The organism is Pseudomonas fluorescens, assembly GCF_000730425.1.
GTDB lineage: Bacteria > Pseudomonadota > Gammaproteobacteria > Pseudomonadales > Pseudomonadaceae > Aquipseudomonas > Aquipseudomonas fluorescens_X.
Map to the genome: position 1 here is coordinate 1,688,670 of NZ_CP008896.1, position 18,263 is coordinate 1,706,932.

The following is an 18,263-nucleotide window of genomic DNA, read 5'->3' on the forward strand; positions in this document are numbered from 1 at the left end:
CCGCCGATTACTGGCGGGTCTTATGCTCGATCACCAGCGACTCGGCGTCGGTTTTCTTCTTTTTCACCAGTCGTTCCTGTAACTGGGTCTGTTTCGCCTCAGCTTCGGCCTTGCTGGCGAACGGCCCCAACAACACCAGGTCCTTGCCGTCTTCCTTGGCCAGATAGAACGTGAAACCGTTTTCCAGCAACCAGGCGGTCAGGTCGGTCAGCGCCTGCAATTTGTTGTCCGGCGAGCGCACCAGGACATCCCACTGCACGGCGGCAACCGCAGGAGCCTGGGCCTTGGCGGCTTCAGCCTTGTCTCGGGGGGTGTCGAGATTAGGCCCGTCACCGCATCCGGCCAATGCCAATACCACAATTGCCATCGCTACTTTACGCACTGCCCTGCCCCTTTAAGGATCAAAGAGGCAACTTTATCATTCACTGTCTATTCTGGCCGTCATAAACGTTGGCTTAAACATTGCGAAGGATGTTTCCCAGACCTGTATGATGGCGTCATGGGAATTAATGCTGCCTCCATGCGTCCTAAAGAGGCAGCCACAGGGAAGCGCTTCACAGTAAGCTACACATAACCGACATCCGCCCTGTTAGAAACATGCGTCCTTCAAAGCAATCAAGGAGAAGTCCATGCTGATACTCACCCGCAAAGTCGGTGAAAGCATAAATATCGGTGATGACATTACGATCACCATTCTGGGCGTTAGCGGCCAGCAAGTAAGAATCGGCATCAATGCTCCCAAGGATGTTGCCGTGCATCGCGAAGAAATTTACCAGCGCATCCAGGCTGGATTGACTGCACCGGACAAACGCGAAACACCTTGAAACCCCTCAGTAGCCAGCCCGCTCGTCCCCTGTAACGGCTGGCGAAAGCCCCTTGGCCTGTCTACGGTATTCCGAGATCAGCGCAACGCTCGCGCCAGGCCCAACCGCCAGTGGTCAGCACACGGGTTCAGCCACGGAACTTGCTGAACGTTTAGTAGACAAATCCCTGCACAACGAAACAGAACCTTACAGTGCCTTCGGAGCGCGTTGATGAGGCGATCCCGCAAAGAACCTTATGCCTTCAAATCCTGGATGATTGCGCTACTGATTGCCTTGGCCTTCGTGGCAATCGGATACGGCCTCAGGTTTTACATGGAAGATAGCGCCACCGCGCAGGATGCCGATTCGTGGCCTGACCTGGCACTGTTTCTGGGTGGTTATCTGTTCTGCTTCTGCCTCAAGCCCCTTCAGGCCGCCATCCAGCGCAAACTCAAGCGCCGAGCGTTTGGGCATACTCGCCAGAAAAGCCCTTCTTGAAGCAGTGATTGGATCCTATATTAAAAATATGAGGAACTATCCGCCTCGGCAGCACCCATACCCTTACATTTCATAAAAAACGTTATCGATATGGACATAGAACATAACGCCAAGACCCTGCAGTCCCTGATCGAGCAACTCTGCGCAGATCACCCAAAATCTTTCACCGAGTTGCAGGGCAGGCCCGATGAAGTCCTCGCTGGCCTGCGCGAGCTTTATCTGCTGAAGCTGATCACGGGCACCTTCACCCACGGCCACGTTATCGACCCATTGGGCTATCAGTGGATTGGCGCCAAGAACATCCTGCTGACCAGGCGTGGCATGGCATTCAAGCCAGTGTAGATGGCAACAAGCGCAGCCAACCGGCAGCATCACACTGGACATGCACCTCGTCATAACTTGCAATCGTCGGATGCGCCGTCAGCATCGGTTCGCCATGCGCCGATGTCACCACCACCACGTCCGCACCTGCCGCCTCGCCTGCGCGGATCCCCACCGGCGCATCCTCGAACACCAGGCACTCGCCCATCGGCACCCCCAAACGCTGCGCGCCCAACAGGTAGCAGGCCGGATCTGGCTTACCGTTGGCCACATCCTCAGCCGTCACCATGACGGTCGGCGGCACCAGGCCTGCAGCCTGCATACGGCGTACAGCGAGGATCCTGGGCGCAGATGTGACCACGGCCCAGCAATGCGCAGGCAAGCCTTGCAGAAAGGCCACGGCACCAGGGATTGCCACCACGCCCTCCACGTCCTCGATCTCCGCCTCGGTAATACCACGCGCCTCAGCCTGCACATCCACCCCTGGCAGGGCCTGGCGATTGATCGTGTCGATGGCCCGCACACCATGAATAGTGCTCAGGAACGCTTCGACGTCCAGGCCATGACGCACAGCCCAAGCGGCCCAGACTCGCTCTGCAGCGGCGATGGAGTTGAGGAGGGTGCCGTCCATATCAAACAGAAATGCACGGTATTGACGATCAAATACGACCGGGTCTTTGGCGGACACTGTTGGGTTTCCTCTTGCGCTCGTCGCCCGTTATCGGGCCCTGATGCAATCTACGGGTCGACCCAGGCCTTGTAAACGCAGGAAGACGCGCCAGGGCATCAGCACACCTGGCCAGCACTCTCTGCGATATCACGCGGCGTATTCCAGGCGGCCAGGAGCGCAACCCTAAGCCCTTCAACCGTTGTCGCCAGCGACATCGAAGGTTGAGGCCCAGCCCCCTGCCCTGGCAGATAAGGAACATGGATAAACCCACTGCGCACACCCGACCCTGCCAGGGCATGCTGCAGGCTGTAGAACACCTGATTGCATACGAAAGTGCCCGCCGTATGCGAGACCGAAGCCGCGATCCCGGCCTCATGGACCGCCTTGATCATGGCCTTGACCGGCAAGGTGCTGAAGTAGGCAGCCGGACCTTCGGGGATCACCGCTGTATCGATGGGTTGCGCACCGAGGTTGTCCGGGATTCGCGCATCGTTGAGGTTGATCGCAACCCGCTCAATGGAAATATCGCTGCGCCCAGGCCCAAGACCAGTAGCAATCACCAGTTGCGGTTGATGTTCGGCCAACAACTGCCTCAAGTAGACACCAGCAGTGGCGAAGGCACAGGGCAATTGGCGGGCGACGATCGTCACGCCTTCTTGCAATTGCACGCCGTCCAGCAGGCGTACCGCCTCCCAGGAAGGGTTGATCAGGTCTTGATCGAACGGCTCGAACCCCGTCAGCAGCACAGTCCCCATCACCACCTCACATCAACACATAAAGAAGAACAATGTTGACCAGCAACATCATCAACGCCGTGGGCATCTGCGCCTTGATCACCGCGTTTTTGTCCGGCAACTCCAGCAGCGCCGCAGGCACAATATTGAAGTTCGCCGCCATCGGCGTCATCAACGTACCGCAGTAGCCGGAAAACATGCCGATGGCCGCCATTACCGCCGGGTTGCCACCATAAATGCCCACCAGCACCGGCACGCCAACACCGCCGGTCATCACCGGAAAGGCAGCAAAACCATTGCCCATGATCACGGTGAACAGCGCCATGCCCAACACATAGACCATCACCGCCACCAGCTTGTAGTCCAGGTTGATATAGGTGGTGGTGACATGCGCCACAGCCGTGCCAACCCCGGCCTCATTAAACAGCAGGCCGAGCATCGCCAGCATCTGCGGCAGCACCATCGCCCAGCCCAATGCCTCGGTCAGGCGTCGCGACTCACGCAAGGCCTGCACCGGTGTATCGCGGGTCAGCCAGCAGGCCAACCCCAGGGCGATCAGGCAGCCGAGGCCAAGAGATACGAACGTGGTGTTTTTCGGGTCCAGCAGCGGCACACCGCCAATCTCGGCGTTCTTGAGCAGCACGGAGCCGATCACGGTAGTCAACGGAATGGCCAGGGCCGGAATAAACAACTTATGGCCCAACCGGCCAGCACTGGCGCGTGAGGCTTTGTCGTGCAATTCGGCATGCGTGCCACGCCCGACCCCGCCGAGCCCGGCGATCAGCGCCATCAGCACCACGCCAACCCCCACGACCACGGACGGCAGATGCTCACCCACCAGGAATGGTATGGCGAACAGCAGCCAGAACAACGCGCTTGACCAGCGCTTGGGGTGGGTTCGGTCAGCCAGGATCATGCCGGCAGTGATCAGCAGCAACACGCCAGCGAGCCAGTACAGGTATTGAATGGAAATGATCATTGCGCGGCCTCCGCCTGAGCGGTGGCTGGCGTAGCGGCCGTCAGCTCGCGCGTCAGCCTTCGGTCGAAGCGGTGCAAACGTATCGCGTGGACAATGAACGCACAAATGGCCGTGGGGATGCCCCACACCGCAATGTGCAGCGGTTCGACATCAATGCCCGAGCCCAAGAGGAAGGTGTGCATCAGTGCAATCGCACCAAAGGCCACGAAGATATCTTCACCAAAAAACAGCCCCACATTGTCAGTAGCGGCACACATTGCCAGGACCTTGTGGCGCACTTTGTCCGGCAGCTTGCCAAAGCGCTTTTCGGCAGCCCCTTCAGCCATGGGGGCCAGCAACGGGCGCACCATCTGCGGATGGCCACCAAGACTGGTCAAACCCATGGCTGCCGTGGATTCGCGAACAAACAGATAGATGATCAACAGACGCCCGACAGTGGCGCGCTCGAAGCGCGCAATCCAGTTCTGCGCATGTAGACGCAGACCATGGCGCTCCAGCAGGCCGATAACGGCCAGGGGCAACAACAGGATCAGTTGCAAGGCGCGGGTCTGCAGGAAGCCATCGCCCATGGTGGCGAGAATTTTTTCCAGGGGAAAGTGGGCGGCAAACCCGGTGGCAATGGCCGCTGCCGTCACCACCAGCAACGGATTGAAGCGCAACACAAAGCCGACCACGATGACGAGCACGCCAATCAGCGGCCAAAGGTTCACAACAGTTTGCATGGCGTTGAGTCCTTGATTGCGTGCTGCGACGCCTGTACCGCTGATAAGCAATAACGGGCAGCCCGACGCGGATTTTTATTATTGACCGGATAGGTCGAGGGTCATTGGCGGGCATCTTTGCTGCTTGGAGCGGAGGGTGTCCAACAAGAAAAATTGTTGCTGCAAATCAATAAAGTTTGTGAGGGGATGGCAGGTAATAAGGGGCATGCCCTCGCGCATAAACCCGCTCGATCAGGGCTGCCAAGCCCTGGAGCCGGCAGCGGCCTTGAATTTTGCGCTGTTTTGCGACGTGGCTGGTGGCTCGGAATCACCAAAAATGGCTTTCAGCCAATGCCCATCGGTAGGCTTCGAATTCAGCTGCCGTCTGCCTCCAGGCGACGGCTGCCGTCAAATCATTGGAAACACCGCCTGTTGCTTGCCCGGACCATGCCGGTACGCACTGAAGCATCAAAAGCGAGAAAATAATGGGAGCGGCCAGGATCTTGTTGTTTTTATCTACATTCATTTTCAAACCCATATTCAAGGTCTAGACAGCCTCAGAAAGCACTGCAAGGGTGTTGTTCTATAACACCCTGCAGGCCGCCTCGATATGGGGGTCGCGATAGTGGATCAATCAGACGCAACTCCCGCAAACACAGCCCGGTTTACCACTGATGTGTGTAACTTGCGGTCAGTACCGTACCCGGCGCAGGCAGGTGGCTGGTGTTGTTGCTACTACGCATCAGTTGGCTGTAGAGCGGGTAGTAACTGCGATTGAACAGGTTCTGGATCCCCAGGCTGACCTGATCATTTTCACTGAGTTGGTATTGGCTGATCATATCGACGGTGGTGTAACTGTCGACCTTGCGCCGTCCAAAACTTGCAACACCGTCCAGGCGATAGTCGGCGCCGTCGAAATAGGTGGCTTGCACACGGTTGCTCCAGTCCTCGGTCGGTTTGAACTCCAGGTAGGCAGTCAGTTTGAGCGGCGGGATGCGGTACCCAGTCATGTCCTGCCAGTCACGGCCTTCGGGCTGCTCCCGGCCCTTGATCCAGGTAAAGGTGCCACCAGCGCCCCAGCGCTCATCGTCGGTCAGCCAGTCGGCACTGCCTTCAACCCCATAAATTCGCTCTTTGGTACGGGTCAGGATCAGGCCATTGTTGAAGCTCTGCACATCCCCAAGCTTGGAGGTGGTGTAGAACACCGCCAGCGAAGCCAATGTCTGTTCACCCAGCGCACCGCGCCATCCCAACTCATAGTTGTTGGTTTTCACCGGTTCCAGGTTGGAAGAACCGATATCGAATCCACGCCGGGCATTACGCATCTGCACACCGATATCGGGCAATTGGAAACCTTGGCTGAACGCCGCGTAGATCTCCTGGCCCGCTACCGGTGAGTAAGTCAGACTGATGTTGGACAGCACCGAATCGTAATGAACCTTGCCCCCGCGGACAGTGGCCGGCGAGGTCGCTGCCGACTCCGAGAGCGGGATAAAGTCATCGTATTGGGCGGTAGCGTATTCATAACGTACACCGCCCTCCACCGACCATTGGTCGTTGAGCTTATGTTGCAACTGTGCAAAGCCGCCGAGACTGCGGGTTGTCAGGTCGGGCATGTAAGTGAGCTTGCCGATCTTGTCAAACACCCTGCCGCCGCTGGCGTCATAGGCCTGTGGGTCGAAGATATCGATAGGCATGTCGCTGCGCTCCTGGTTGAAGTCAGCGCCCCACAACAATTCCGTATTGCCCTGGCTCCCCAGAGGCGTGCGTAGCGTGACGCGGCTACCGAACACTTCACTGTTCTGCATGACCTGGTCGACATTGCGCCCGCGTGTCGCCACTGCGCGGGCATCGAACGGCGTAAACCGAGTGAAGTAGTCGCGGTAGTAGAACTGCGTATTGAGCGTGCCGCCAAATACGTCGGAGTGGGCGTACTCCAGGTTGAGCAAGGTGTTCTTTATCTGGTTCTGCTCGGCCAACGAAAGGCCGGACAACGGGCGTGCGGGCACCGAGCCCGCAGGAAGCCTGGCCACAGACGGGTCGGAGGTATAGTCAGTGTCTTGCTCGGCATTGTAATGGCTGGCAGAAAGCTGGATGCGCTGGACGTCATCAATACGCAAGCCCAGTTTGCCGCCAATATTGTAGGTGTTGGAATCGAACAGATCACCCTGGCTGGGTTCTGGTGCAAGTCGGTGCCCCTTGGCATCGTAGGAGGCGCCAATGCGCCGGGCGCCAAAGTCCAGGGCGTAATCCACCATGCCCTGGGACCCGGTTACGTGATGCTGCAACTGGCCGCCCAGGCCATCACTGCCCAACTTGCTCAGGGGCGAGACAGCGCTCAGGCTGGTGGTAGCACGCGGCTCGCCACCCGCGGGACGGGTGGTGATAGAAATGATGCCACCGGTCGCACCTGCACCGTAGATCGCACTGCTGCCACGGATCACTTCGATACGCTCGATCAGCGCCGGGTCGATGTTCGCCAGGTTGCGCGAGGAATCGCGGTTGGTATTGAGCGGAACACCATCGACCAGGACCAGCATCGTACGCCCGCGCAGAGTCTGCCCGTAGTCGGTAATGGTGCGGCTTGAGTCGGCCATGCCCGGAACACTTTTGGCCAGCAACGTGGCGAGGCTGTCCGAGCCCTGGCGCAGTTGCTCCAGCTGTTTGTGCTCGATGACATTGACCTGGCGAGCCTGGGGCACCACGTCGCTGTCGAGCCGCGATGCGCTGATCGTCAGGCTGGCCAACTCCATTGTGGCCTGCCCGGAATCCTGGGCTTGGGCGGCCTTGGCCGTGTCGCCCTGGACCACAAGGAACGTCTGTTCGTCCCGCGCCTGTACAGTCAGCCCACTTTTACCGAGCAACCGCTCAAGGGCTTCCTGCAACGTGTAGCGACCCCGTAGCGCTGGCGCGGTCTTGCCTGTGGTGATTTCACTGGCGAACAGAATCTGTGCCGAGGATTGCCGGGCCACGGCATTGAGGGACTTCTCCAACGATGCGGCCGGGACATCGAAATCAACCGGCGCAGACTCTGCCAACGACCATTGGCTCAGGAGCAAGCTGCTGGCCAGCAAGGACAGGCGCACCGGCGCACGCAGGAAGGACTGACTCACGTTTTTACTCTCCACGAAGTAGGGTTACAGGGAGATAGCCGCCACCACGGCAGCGCAACCCTACCTCGGTTGAAGATTATTTTTTTTGCCTTGGGAGTCGATCAAAACCGAGCCGTCGGCAGCGGTGGACACGCTCAACGGCAGGATGCCGGGCAACAGTGCCAGCAAACGATCAACGTGACCGCTGTCAAACACACCGGAAACCGGCAGGCGGGCAAGCCTGGCGTCCATGAGCCTTATGGGTTGCCGGTGATAGCGCTGCAGTGTGTCGATGACCTCCTCAAGCGGGGTGCTTTCAAAGACCAGCCGGCTTTGTTGCCAGGCGGTGACATCACCCACATCGACCCGCCTCACCAGAACCTCTTGCCCCTTATGCAAACGTAACTGCTGCCCAGGCTCCAGTGCTGCGACTGAACCTGTGGCGGACGCCCGCACAGCGACCTTGCCCTCAGCCACGGTGACCTGGACATCCTGTTCCTGTCTCCTGACGTTAAAGCGGGTACCCACCACTCGCACCACAGCCAACCCGGCATCCACCAGGAATGGGCGGTACACCATCGGCGCTACCTCAAACAACGCCTGCCCCGTTTTCAGCTCGACCTGGCGACTGCGCAGATGCCATGTGATCGTCATCTGCGTATTACTGTCGAGCAGGACCTGAGTACCATCAGCCAACTGCAACGCCTGGCGCTGCCCGACCTGGCTGGCAAAGTCTTCGCTGCGGTACGCGGGATCAATCCACGCCACACCCGCAACAATTGCCAACAGCAACAACCCAAGCGCTTTTCCTGTCGGGCGTTTGTTTTTAGCGGGAACCGGAGGAGGCAGCGGAAAACGTTGCTTGAGGTCCTCACGAAACCGCGCAATGGCCTCGTCTTCCGGGCTCAAGTCCTTGCTCTTGTAAGGGGCGCGACTCATGGCAAGACCTCTGTCCCCATGTGCACGCGGCAGATCCCCATGCCCTGGCGCAGATGCTTCTCGACGGTTTTCAGGGAAATCCCCAGGCGCGCGGCCACCTCGGCCTGGGGCAGCTCATGCACCTTGTGCATGACAAACACCATTTGGCAGCGCGGCGGCAGACTGGCAATCGCCTCGGTAAGCAGCTCCAGAGCCCGTTCCCCATCAAGATGACGCTCCTGGCTCGGAGCACCGCAAACTACTGGCGGTAACTGTGAAACGCCGACAACCAAGGCCTCGCGGCGGCGTTCGCTACGGTAGCGGCTGATCGCCATGTCACTGGCGATTTTGCGCAACAACGCGATTGGCGTGCGCACACCTGGTTTTTCATCCTGCTCAAGCAACTGCAGGCACAAGTCGTGTATCACTTCACGGGCAAAAATCCGCTCACCAAAACGTCGGCGCACATGATCCACCAGTTCGTCGTAGTGCCGAACCAATGCTGCCAACAGTGTGGGTTTAGAAGGGTCGACCTGCACGATGACCTGCGCGAAGAAAGAAACGGATGCCCTGGAAAACGGTGCAATTGCGCGCAGTATAAATGCGAATACTTTACATTTGAAGCAGGTATATTGGCCGGGTCCTGCCGGCCAACTACAATCCCCTATCCCGACACATGCCCCATCCGGGGTGCGTCGGTGCACTGGCCGACCGCAGTTCTCCCCCTTCCCCACCGTCCATTGAGCAGGTTCAGAACCAGCCTCACTCACATCTTCAACGGAGAATTGACTCTAGTCGTTTATCCATATGCAATGGATTCACCTCAAGAATTTCAGGTTCGACAACATGCTCTATAACAAACGGGTCGCTTGACACTAGCGCCTCTAATTCCGAACGTGAAATACCGTGCGCAATTATCCCCCCGCCCTGAGCTGGCAAAATCGGCCCACCGACAAGAAAAACACCATCATCGAATCCTTTTTTTATGTAGGCCATATGGCCGTCCATAAACTCAGCTGCACGAACTTCGTCCCCAGTGAATCGAAGAATAATAAAAAACATAATTGCCTCCTACAGCGATCAGATCAAGTTTATGAATGCAACATTGCAAACCATATTCCTAGATTAAATTTCACCAGGCCATTCAAGACAGCTCGCCCATATACAGCATGACGTCCGATGCCATCAGCGCGACCCGAATAACACTTCATCTCAAACGCTCAACTAACTCATACCCCCCATGAACTTAAAGCTCGCCAACCTCCTGTAAAATTATTTAATGTCATTACCGTTATCTAAACTTTGGTGAGGCGGGACTTACCTGCAACGCTCGACAAGCTCGCATCGCGTGCCATCAAGAAGCCCCCTCCCCAAAGCCTCCTGCTCCCGGTGCCACAACGTGAGCCTGATGTCTCACTTGACCATCAATTAACCATGAGGTTAAATGAAACCATGAAATCAACCAACGATCAACTCTCAGCCGTGTTTGCCGCATTAGCGGACCCAACCCGCCGCGCCATCCTGGCCCGCTTGTCCGAAGGCGATGCGCCGGTCGGTGAGCTGGCGCGCCCATTCGATATCTCCGCTCCGGCCATTTCCAAACATCTGCGTGTACTGGCCGATGCAGGCTTGATTGGGCGGGAGATCAGTGCCCGATGGCGCATTTGCCACCTGCGGGCCGACGTCCTGCACGAAGCCCACAACTGGCTGGAGATGTATCGCCGCCACTGGGAAAGCAATCTCGATAATCTTGTGGAATTTGTAGAAAACGCCCACACCACAGACGCCACGACTAGCGTCAATACCACCGAAACGTGAAGGAAATCATCATGACTCAAGCTACCTTTCAGCTAGAGATGAACCGCTTCATCCGTGCCCCACGCGAGAAAGTTTTTGATGCATTCACGGACCAGAATGCACTGGCAGTTTGGCATTGCCCACGCGGTATGCATGTACTGGAGGCCAGCGCCGATGCACGTATCGGTGGCCAATATCGTATCGTAGCGGCCAATCGAAACGGGACGACGCACACAATAGGAGGCGAGTACTTCACGCTTGATCGCGCCAACTTTCTGGCCTATAGCTGGCGCCAACAAGGGGACGCATCATCAAATCAGCCCAAAACACTGATTGAAGTCACCCTGACCGAAGAAAAAGGCGGCACCCACCTGCACATGCGCCATAGTGGCTTCCCCGATACTGAGAGCTGCGATTTGCATAAAACTGGCTGGACCTCAGTGCTCAATCACCTCAACGACTTCCTGGATCCCGATGGCCGCGCCAACACTCTCACTCTGATTGGGTTATCGGCCAGCCCCTATGTCCGTACTGTACGCATGGCACTGGAAGAGAAGGGCATTCCCTATACACATCAGTCCGCCCTGCCTCACTCTCCGGAAATTCTTGCGCACAATCCCTTCGGTCGCGTACCTGTACTATGCGATGGCCCTATTTCTTTGTATGAAACGCGAGCGATCCTTTCCTATCTAGAAGATGCGTTCGAGGGTCCCAGCCTATTACCAAAAGGTAACCTGCTACAGCGTGCACGTGGGGAGCAGTGGATCAGCCTGATCAACTGCCATGTATATGATGCGATGATAAGTCGCTATTTGCTCCAATACATCTTCCCCAAGGGCGGAAACGGTCAGCCCGACCGTGCGGTGATTGATGCGGCTGTGCCAGATATCGAAAAGTACTTTGCCTTGTTCGAACAAGTATATGAAAACCGTAATTATCTAGTAGGTAATGAACTGTCCATGGCTGACTTGTTTCTTGCTCCGATGATTAGCAGCGTAGTGATGTTCCCTGAAGGAGCAGAGCTGTTAAAAAAATACCCCAATGTTTCGCGTGCCTTGTCCGCAATGCACGAACGGCAGAGCTTTAAAGTAACGGAGTAAACGCTTAGTTGAGGGCAGCTCACCATTAGAACATCTCTATATAAAAAGGCCTCAAGCACGAGGCCTCTTTCATGACGGCTCAACGATAAACGAATGCTCTACCAGGAAAGGGAACTTCGTAGCTTTTCATTTTTGGGTGACAACAAAAAAGGGCCCACCTTTCGGTGAGCCCTTCTAGACCGCCCAGCAGAGCGGATTTTGTTTGGTAGGCGCGATTGGACTCGAACCAACGACCCCCACCATGTCAAGGTGGTGCTCTAACCAACTGAGCTACGTGCCTGCTGTGAGGCGGCATTCTACGGAATTCCCGAGGGGTGTCAACACCTTTTTTGCAGCTAAGCCTATGAATATGCGAATTTTTTATTTTTTATCAGCAGCGCTGCTTTTTTCGGGTGGCTGGCAGGGCATTTTCAACTGAGGTAGGATCGGCGCACTCGTAAAAAATATAAAACAGAGGTTCCAGTATGGCGAACACCCCCTACCCCCAGTCGTATTACGCCGCGTCCGCCAATGCGGTTCCTCCCCGGCCAGTGCTGCAAGGTGAGGTCGAAACCGATGTGTGTGTGATCGGTGCCGGTTATACCGGGTTGTCGAGCGCGCTGTTCCTGCTGGAGAACGGTTTTCGTGTGACGGTGCTGGAAGCCGCCAAGGTGGGTTTCGGTGCGTCCGGGCGCAATGGTGGCCAGATCGTCAACAGCTACAGCCGTGATATCGATGTGATCGAGCGCAGCGTCGGTCCTCAGCAGGCACAGCTATTGGGACACATGGCATTTGAGGGCGGCAGGATCATTCGTGAGCGGGTAGCTAAGTACCAGATCCAATGCGACTTGAAGGACGGCGGCGTATTCGCTGCACTTAATAGCAAGCACATGGGCCACCTGGAGTCACAGAAGCGTTTGTGGGAACGCTATGGCCATACTCAGTTGGAGTTGCTCGACGAGCACCGCATTCGCGAGGTGGTGGCCTGTGAGAACTACGTGGGCGGCCTGCTGGACATGAGTGGCGGGCACATCCATCCGCTCAACCTGGCATTGGGTGAAGCGGCGGCCGTGGAGTCTCTGGGCGGCAGCATTTACGAACAGTCCGCCGCCGTACGCATCGAGCGTGGCGCCAACCCCGTAGTCCACACCGCCCAAGGCAAGGTGAGGGCTAAATTCATTATCGTCGCTGGCAACGCCTATCTGGGCAACCTGGTGCCTGAGTTGGCTGCCAAGTCGATGCCCTGTGGCACACAGGTCATTACCACGGCGCCGCTGGGCGATGAGCTGGCCAGCACCCTGCTACCCCAGGATTTCTGTGTCGAAGATTGCAACTACCTGCTCGACTACTACCGACTAACCAGCGACAAGCGCCTGATCTTCGGCGGTGGCGTGGTATATGGCGCACGGGACCCGGCAAACATCGAAGCAATCATCCGGCCAAAGATGCTCAAGGCCTTTCCACAGTTGAAAGATGTAAAAATCGACTACGCCTGGACCGGAAATTTCCTGCTGACCCTGTCACGTCTACCCCAGGTCGGTCGCATCGGCGACAACCTCTACTACTCCCAGGGCTGTAGTGGCCATGGCGTGACCTATACGCACCTGGCTGGCAAGGTCCTGGCCGAAGCCCTCAGAGGCCAGGCAGAGCGTTTTGACGCATTTGCCGACCTGCCGCACTACCCATTCCCCGGCGGCCAATTGCTGCGTACACCATTTGCGGCGCTGGGCGCGTGGTACTACGGGCTACGGGACAAGCTGGGCTTCTGACACACTCACTGTAGGAGCCGGCTTGCCGGCGATGGCGATTTTGATGGCGCCATCGCCGGCAAGCCGACTCCTACAAAAACAACAGACACAAAAAACCCCGGCCTTTCGACCAGGGTCTTTGCTATCGATCCAACCGAGCATGACGCTCGCTTGGCGCTCTCAGGGTGTTCAGTGGACCCTGGAACAGATATGGCGCAGCGGACGGGACTCGAACCCGCGACCCCCGGCGTGACAGGCCGGTATTCTAACCGACTGAACTACCGCTGCGTATCGCTCAGACTGCTGAAGTGTCACCTTCAACCGCCTTAAAACATCTGACTGAACAGCCTTGGCCGTTCAATCTCAAACCCGAACATCGGACCTGGAAAATATGGCGCAGCGGACGGGACTCGAACCCGCGACCCCCGGCGTGACAGGCCGGTATTCTAACCGACTGAACTACCGCTGCGCGTCGGTGCAACCTTTAACGTTGCGTCCTGCCCGAAGGCAAAACTCTCAAGAAGTGGTGGGTGATGACGGGATCGAACCGCCGACCCTCTGCTTGTAAGGCAGATGCTCTCCCAGCTGAGCTAATCACCCTTTGCTTCGTTGAGGCCGCGAAATTTACGCAGGTAGCGGACCTAAGTCAATAGCCTGCTTGAAGTTTTTCTGAAAAAGACAAAATCACTGCAAGACAGCTCCCCGCCCTACTCGCTGTAAATCATCTTCTTGCTCATCCCGCCATCCACCACGAACTCCTGCCCCGTCACGAACCCTGCGCTACGCGACAACAACCAGGCCACCATCGCCGCCACATCCTCAACTGTCCCCACTCTGCCCGCCGGATGCTGCGCATGATCAGCGTCAGTCAGCGGCTCGGCACGTCGCGCAGCGGGATCACGGGCGTCGATCCAGCCAGGACTGACGGCATTGACCCGCACCTCCGGCCCCAGGCTGATAGCCAACGCGTGAGTCAGGGCCAACAGGCCGCCCTTGCTCGCAGCATAAGCCTCGGTATCAGGCTCAGACTGCCGGGCCCGGGTCGAGGCCAGGTTAACGATCGAACCGCCATGGGCGCGCAGGTAGGGCGCACAGTGCTTGGCCAGCAGCATCGGCCCACTGAGGTTCACCGCCAGCACCCGATTCCAGTAGGCCAGGTCCAGGCTATCCAACGTGAAATTACGCGGGTCGGCCACCGCGGCATTACATACCAGGGCATCCAGGCGTCCGAACTGGCCAAGCACTTCGGCAACCCCAAGGGCCACCTGCTGCTCATCAGCCACGTCCATGGTGATAAACCAGGCGTTATCACCCAGCACCTTGGACACCTTGGCACCCCGCTCGCGATCCAGATCAGCCAGCACCACTTGCCAGCCTTCACTGACCAACCAGGCAGCGATCCCCAGGCCGATACCCCGTGCAGCACCCGTCACCAACGCGACCCGGCCATTACTGGCACCAGCCGCCTCCAGGGACCACTCGATCACAAGGCAGCCAGCCCGCGAGCCAGGTCGGCCTGCAAGTCAGCCACGTCTTCCAGGCCCACTGCAACGCGGATCAAGCTGTCACGGATACCCGCCGCTTCGCGCTCCTGCGGGGCCAGACGACCATGGGAAGTTGTGCTTGGATGGGTAATGGTGGTTTTGCTATCACCCAGGTTGGCAGTGATGGAAATCAGGCGCGTGGCGTCGATAAAGCGCCATGCCCCCTCTTTGCCGCCCTTGACCTCGAAACTGACCACCGCACCAAACCCACGCTGCTGACGCTGGGCCAACTCGTGTTGTGGGTGGCTCTTCAAGCCGGCGTAATGGACTTTCTCGATGCCGTCCTGCTGCTCCAGCCACTCGGCCAGGGCCTGGGCATTGGCGCAATGGGCTTTCATCCGCAGGCTGAGGGTTTCCAGGCCCTTGAGGAAAATCCAGGCATTGAACGGGCTCAGGGTCGGGCCAGCAGTGCGCAGGAAGCCCACCACTTCCTTCATTTGCTCGCCACGGCCGGCAACCACACCGCCCATGCAACGACCCTGGCCATCGATGAACTTGGTGGCCGAATGCACCACGATATCTGCCCCCAGCTTCAGCGGCTGCTGCAGGGCTGGCGTGCAGAAGCAGTTATCCACCACCAGCTTCGCGCCCTTGGCGTGCGCCACTTCGGCGAGGGCGGCGATGTCCACCAGCTCTGCCAGCGGGTTGGACGGCGACTCGACGAACAGCAGCTTGGTATTGGCCTTGATAGCCGCGTCCCAGCCCGACAGGTCCGCCAAAGGCACGTAGTCCACTTCAATGCCAAAGCGCTTGAAGTACTTCTCGAACAGGCTGATGGTCGAACCAAACACGCTGCGCGATACCAACACGTGATCACCGGCACTGCACAGGCTCATGACCACCGCGAGGATGGCAGCCATCCCCGTCGCCGTGGCGACAGCCTGCTCTGCCCCTTCCAGCGCCGCGATGCGCTCTTCGAAGGCGCGCACCGTCGGGTTGGTGTAGCGGGAGTAGACATTGCCCGGCACCTCGCCAGCAAAGCGGGCCGCCGCGTCCGCCGCAGTGCGGAACACGTAGCTGGAGGTGAAGAACATCGGGTCGCCGTGCTCACCTTCCGGCGTGCGGTGCTGGCCAGCGCGCACAGCCAGGGTATCGAAAGCCACGCCATCGAGGTCGCTGTCCAACCGACCGGCATCCCATTCCTGACTCATGCTGCCACTCCTTCACTCAATTCTTTGTTTAAGATGCAAAACCGGCCCCTCAGGGCCGGTAGTTACTCAGTTGTTGTACAGATCGATGATCGCACTGACCGCCTGGGTCTTGATCTTCGAGGAGTCGTTGCGCGCCTGCTCGATCTTGTTCAGGTAAGCCTCGTCGACGTCACCGGTCACGTACTTGCCATCGAAGACCGCGCAATCGAACTGCTCGATCTTGATCTTGCCGCCGCCAACCGCTTCGATCAAGTCAGGAAGATCCTGATAGATCAACCAGTCTGCGCCGATCAGGTCAGCCACATCCTGGGTCGAGCGATTGTGCGCAATCAGTTCGTGGGCACTCGGCATGTCGATCCCGTAAACGTTGGGGTAGCGCACGGCAGGCGCAGCGGAACAGAAGTACACATTCTTCGCCCCGGCTTCGCGGGCCATCTGGATGATCTGCTTGCACGTGGTGCCACGCACGATGGAGTCATCCACCAGCATCACGTTCTTGCCCCGGAACTCCAGTTCGATGGCGTTGAGCTTCTGGCGTACCGACTTCTTGCGAGCCGCCTGGCCCGGCATGATGAAGGTGCGACCGATGTAGCGGTTCTTGACAAAACCTTCACGGAACTTGACGCCCAGGCGGGTAGCCAGCTCCAGCGCGGCGGTGCGGCTGGTGTCCGGGATAGGGATCACCACGTCGATGTCGTGCTCCGGGCGCTCGCGCAAGATCTTCTCGGCGAGCTTCTCGCCCATGCGCAGGCGCGCCTTGTACACCGAGACACCGTCAATGATCGAATCCGGACGCGCCAGGTAGACGTGCTCGAAGATGCACGGGGTGAGCTTCGGACTGATCGCGCACTGGCGGGTGTGCAGCTTGCCGTCTTCGGTGATGTACACCGCTTCGCCAGGGGCCAGGTCGCGCACCAGGGTAAAACCCAGTACATCCAGGGATACGCTTTCGGAGGCGATCATATACTCGACGCCCTCGTCGGTATGGCGCTGGCCGAACACGATAGGACGGATGCCATGGGGGTCACGGAAACCAACGATACCGTAGCCGGTGATCATTGCCACGACCGCGTAGCCACCCACGCAGCGGTTGTGCACGTCAGTCACTGCCGCGAATACGTCTTCTTCGGTCGGCTGCAACTTGCCGCGCTGGGCCAGTTCGTGGGCGAACACGTTGAGCAGCACTTCCGAATCGGAACTGGTGTTGACGTGGCGCAGGTCAGATTCGTAAATCTCCTTGGCCAGTTGTTCAACATTGGTCAGGTTGCCGTTATGCGCCAAGGTGATGCCGTAGGGCGAGTTGACGTAGAACGGTTGAGCTTCGGCCGAAGTCGAGCTACCGGCAGTCGGATAACGCACATGCCCGATGCCCATGTGCCCGACCAGGCGCTGCATGTGACGCTGATGGAACACGTCACGCACCAGGCCATTGTCCTTGCGCAGGAATAACCGGCCGTCGTGGCTGGTCACAATACCGGCAGCGTCCTGGCCGCGGTGTTGGAGGACGGTTAGCGCGTCATACAGCGCCTGATTGACGTTCGACTTACCGACGATACCGACGATGCCACACATGCGACGCAACCCCTACTTAATGAATCTTGACTGAACACTACTTACTGCGGCGTGTTGCCCGGCAAGAGATGTTCCTTGAACGGAATATCAGCGGGTACGCTGATACCGCTGGCCAGCCACTGACTGCTCCACCCCAATATGAGGTTCTTGGACCAGTCTGCAACCAATAGAAATTTTGGCACGAGGCTCGACTCTTGCCACCATGCATCCTGCTGTACCGGGCCCAGGCTCAGCAGCCCGACCGCAACAACCACCAGCAATGCGCCACGCGCAGCACCGAAGGCCATGCCGAGAAATCGATCGGTCCCGGAGAGGCCGGTGACACGTATCAATTCGCCGATAAGATAATTGACCATTGCCCCCACCAGCAGCGTGGCGATGAACATGATGGCGCAGCCCGCAATGACGCGAGCCGAAGGTGTTTCGATATAGCCGGCCAGGTAAACGGCCAGGGATCCGCCGAACATCCAGGCGACGACTCCTGCAACAATCCAGGTCAGCAGCGATAATGCTTCTTTGACGAAGCCGCGGCTTAGACTGATCAATGCGGAGATGACGATGATGGCTACGATCGCCCAATCAACCCAGGTAAATGGCACAGTGCAGCCTACAGACGGATAAGGCGGCGCATTTTAGCAGAGCGTTGGGCTATCGGT

General features: G+C 58.2%; 20 protein-coding genes, 4 tRNA genes and 1 pseudogene. 6 read left to right on the plus strand and 19 right to left on the minus strand.

Annotated elements, in window-relative coordinates; translation table 11 throughout:
• Positions 1-7 precede the first annotated feature (7 nt).
• Positions 8-382, minus strand: a complete 375-nt coding sequence (locus tag HZ99_RS07190) for an SPOR domain-containing protein (protein WP_080727685.1) — start codon at positions 380-382, stop codon at positions 8-10.
• Between the two features lie 247 nt (positions 383-629).
• Here HZ99_RS07190 and csrA point away from each other — a divergent pair, with 247 nt between their 5' ends.
• From csrA to HZ99_RS07205, 3 genes are all read left to right on the plus strand, one after another.
• The gene (csrA, locus tag HZ99_RS07195) at positions 630-824 is read left to right on the plus strand and encodes a carbon storage regulator CsrA (protein WP_007920550.1); all 195 of its coding nucleotides are present in this window, start codon (positions 630-632) and stop codon (positions 822-824) included.
• Positions 825-1,034: 210 nt separating this feature from the next.
• Positions 1,035-1,301, plus strand: a complete 267-nt coding sequence (locus tag HZ99_RS07200) for a hypothetical protein (protein ID WP_038442030.1) — start codon at positions 1,035-1,037, stop codon at positions 1,299-1,301.
• A gap of 90 nt (positions 1,302-1,391) precedes the next feature.
• On the plus strand, positions 1,392-1,643 hold the full coding sequence (locus HZ99_RS07205) for a hypothetical protein (RefSeq protein ID WP_038442031.1): 252 nt from the start codon (positions 1,392-1,394) through the stop codon (positions 1,641-1,643).
• Here the strand turns inward: HZ99_RS07205 and HZ99_RS07210 are convergent.
• From HZ99_RS07210 to HZ99_RS07250, 10 genes and pseudogenes are all read right to left on the minus strand, one after another.
• A complete protein-coding gene (locus HZ99_RS07210; protein ID WP_038442032.1) occupies positions 1,630-2,310 on the minus strand; it encodes an HAD family hydrolase in 681 nt (226 codons plus the stop codon). The two genes, HZ99_RS07205 and HZ99_RS07210, sit on opposite strands and share 14 nt — an antisense overlap.
• Positions 2,311-2,408: 98 nt before the next feature.
• Positions 2,409-3,047 carry a pyroglutamyl-peptidase I gene (pcp, locus tag HZ99_RS07215; protein ID WP_038447986.1) on the minus strand — a complete coding sequence of 213 codons (639 nt, stop codon included), beginning with the start codon at positions 3,045-3,047 and terminating at the stop codon, positions 2,409-2,411.
• A gap of 7 nt (positions 3,048-3,054) precedes the next feature.
• The gene (locus HZ99_RS07220; RefSeq protein WP_038442033.1) at positions 3,055-4,005 is read right to left on the minus strand and encodes a DUF979 domain-containing protein; all 951 of its coding nucleotides are present in this window, start codon (positions 4,003-4,005) and stop codon (positions 3,055-3,057) included.
• Positions 4,002-4,727, minus strand: coding sequence for a DUF969 domain-containing protein (locus tag HZ99_RS07225; RefSeq protein ID WP_038442034.1), 726 nt, complete (start codon positions 4,725-4,727; stop codon positions 4,002-4,004). Before HZ99_RS07225 ends, HZ99_RS07220 begins: the two co-directional genes overlap by 4 nt.
• A 231-nt stretch (positions 4,728-4,958) precedes the next feature.
• A pseudogene (locus tag HZ99_RS29175) lies at positions 4,959-5,072 on the minus strand (acid phosphatase); the annotation flags it as partial.
• On the minus strand, positions 5,035-5,244 hold the full coding sequence (locus HZ99_RS07230; RefSeq protein WP_038442035.1) for a hypothetical protein: 210 nt from the start codon (positions 5,242-5,244) through the stop codon (positions 5,035-5,037). The gene HZ99_RS07230 and the pseudogene HZ99_RS29175, both read right to left, overlap by 38 nt.
• Positions 5,245-5,371: 127 nt before the next feature.
• Positions 5,372-7,819 carry a TonB-dependent siderophore receptor gene (locus HZ99_RS07235; RefSeq protein ID WP_038442036.1) on the minus strand — a complete coding sequence of 816 codons (2,448 nt, stop codon included), beginning with the start codon at positions 7,817-7,819 and terminating at the stop codon, positions 5,372-5,374.
• Between the two features lie 60 nt (positions 7,820-7,879).
• Positions 7,880-8,737 (minus strand): FecR family protein, encoded by an 858-nt coding sequence (locus tag HZ99_RS07240; RefSeq protein WP_038442037.1) that lies wholly within the window; start codon positions 8,735-8,737, stop codon positions 7,880-7,882.
• Positions 8,734-9,255 carry a sigma-70 family RNA polymerase sigma factor gene (locus HZ99_RS07245; protein ID WP_038442038.1) on the minus strand — a complete coding sequence of 174 codons (522 nt, stop codon included), beginning with the start codon at positions 9,253-9,255 and terminating at the stop codon, positions 8,734-8,736. Before HZ99_RS07245 ends, HZ99_RS07240 begins: the two co-directional genes overlap by 4 nt.
• Positions 9,256-9,490: 235 nt before the next feature.
• Positions 9,491-9,778, minus strand: a complete 288-nt coding sequence (locus tag HZ99_RS07250) for a YciI family protein (RefSeq protein WP_038442040.1) — start codon at positions 9,776-9,778, stop codon at positions 9,491-9,493.
• Positions 9,779-10,168: 390 nt separating this feature from the next.
• Here HZ99_RS07250 and HZ99_RS07255 point away from each other — a divergent pair, with 390 nt between their 5' ends.
• A complete protein-coding gene (locus tag HZ99_RS07255) occupies positions 10,169-10,534 on the plus strand; it encodes an ArsR/SmtB family transcription factor (protein WP_038442041.1) in 366 nt (121 codons plus the stop codon).
• Positions 10,535-10,545: 11 nt separating this feature from the next.
• Positions 10,546-11,613 carry an SRPBCC domain-containing protein gene (locus HZ99_RS07260; RefSeq protein ID WP_038442042.1) on the plus strand — a complete coding sequence of 356 codons (1,068 nt, stop codon included), beginning with the start codon at positions 10,546-10,548 and terminating at the stop codon, positions 11,611-11,613.
• Between the two features lie 203 nt (positions 11,614-11,816).
• Here the strand turns inward: HZ99_RS07260 and HZ99_RS07265 are convergent.
• Positions 11,817-11,893, minus strand: a tRNA-Val gene (locus tag HZ99_RS07265).
• A gap of 184 nt (positions 11,894-12,077) precedes the next feature.
• On the opposite strand from HZ99_RS07265, the gene HZ99_RS07270 reads away from it, so the two are divergent.
• Entirely contained in the window at positions 12,078-13,361 is a 1,284-nt protein-coding gene (locus HZ99_RS07270; protein WP_038442043.1) for an NAD(P)/FAD-dependent oxidoreductase, read from the plus strand.
• A gap of 190 nt (positions 13,362-13,551) precedes the next feature.
• Here the strand turns inward: HZ99_RS07270 and HZ99_RS07275 are convergent.
• From HZ99_RS07275 to HZ99_RS07305, 7 genes are all read right to left on the minus strand, one after another.
• Positions 13,552-13,628 (minus strand) — tRNA-Asp (locus HZ99_RS07275).
• A 104-nt stretch (positions 13,629-13,732) separates the two neighbouring features.
• Positions 13,733-13,809, minus strand: a tRNA-Asp gene (locus HZ99_RS07280).
• A gap of 55 nt (positions 13,810-13,864) precedes the next feature.
• A tRNA-Val gene (locus HZ99_RS07285) sits at positions 13,865-13,940 on the minus strand.
• 107 nt (positions 13,941-14,047) lie between these two features.
• Positions 14,048-14,812 carry an SDR family oxidoreductase gene (locus tag HZ99_RS07290; RefSeq protein ID WP_115284465.1) on the minus strand — a complete coding sequence of 255 codons (765 nt, stop codon included), beginning with the start codon at positions 14,810-14,812 and terminating at the stop codon, positions 14,048-14,050.
• Between the two features lie 11 nt (positions 14,813-14,823).
• On the minus strand, positions 14,824-16,035 hold the full coding sequence (locus HZ99_RS07295) for an O-succinylhomoserine sulfhydrylase (protein WP_038442045.1): 1,212 nt from the start codon (positions 16,033-16,035) through the stop codon (positions 14,824-14,826).
• A gap of 66 nt (positions 16,036-16,101) precedes the next feature.
• Positions 16,102-17,607 (minus strand): amidophosphoribosyltransferase, encoded by a 1,506-nt coding sequence (gene purF, locus HZ99_RS07300; RefSeq protein ID WP_038442046.1) that lies wholly within the window; start codon positions 17,605-17,607, stop codon positions 16,102-16,104.
• Between the two features lie 41 nt (positions 17,608-17,648).
• Positions 17,649-18,206: a CvpA family protein gene (locus HZ99_RS07305; protein ID WP_038442047.1), complete on the minus strand. Its 558-nt coding sequence runs from the start codon at positions 18,204-18,206 to the stop codon at positions 17,649-17,651.
• Between the last annotated feature and the right edge of the window lie 57 nt (positions 18,207-18,263).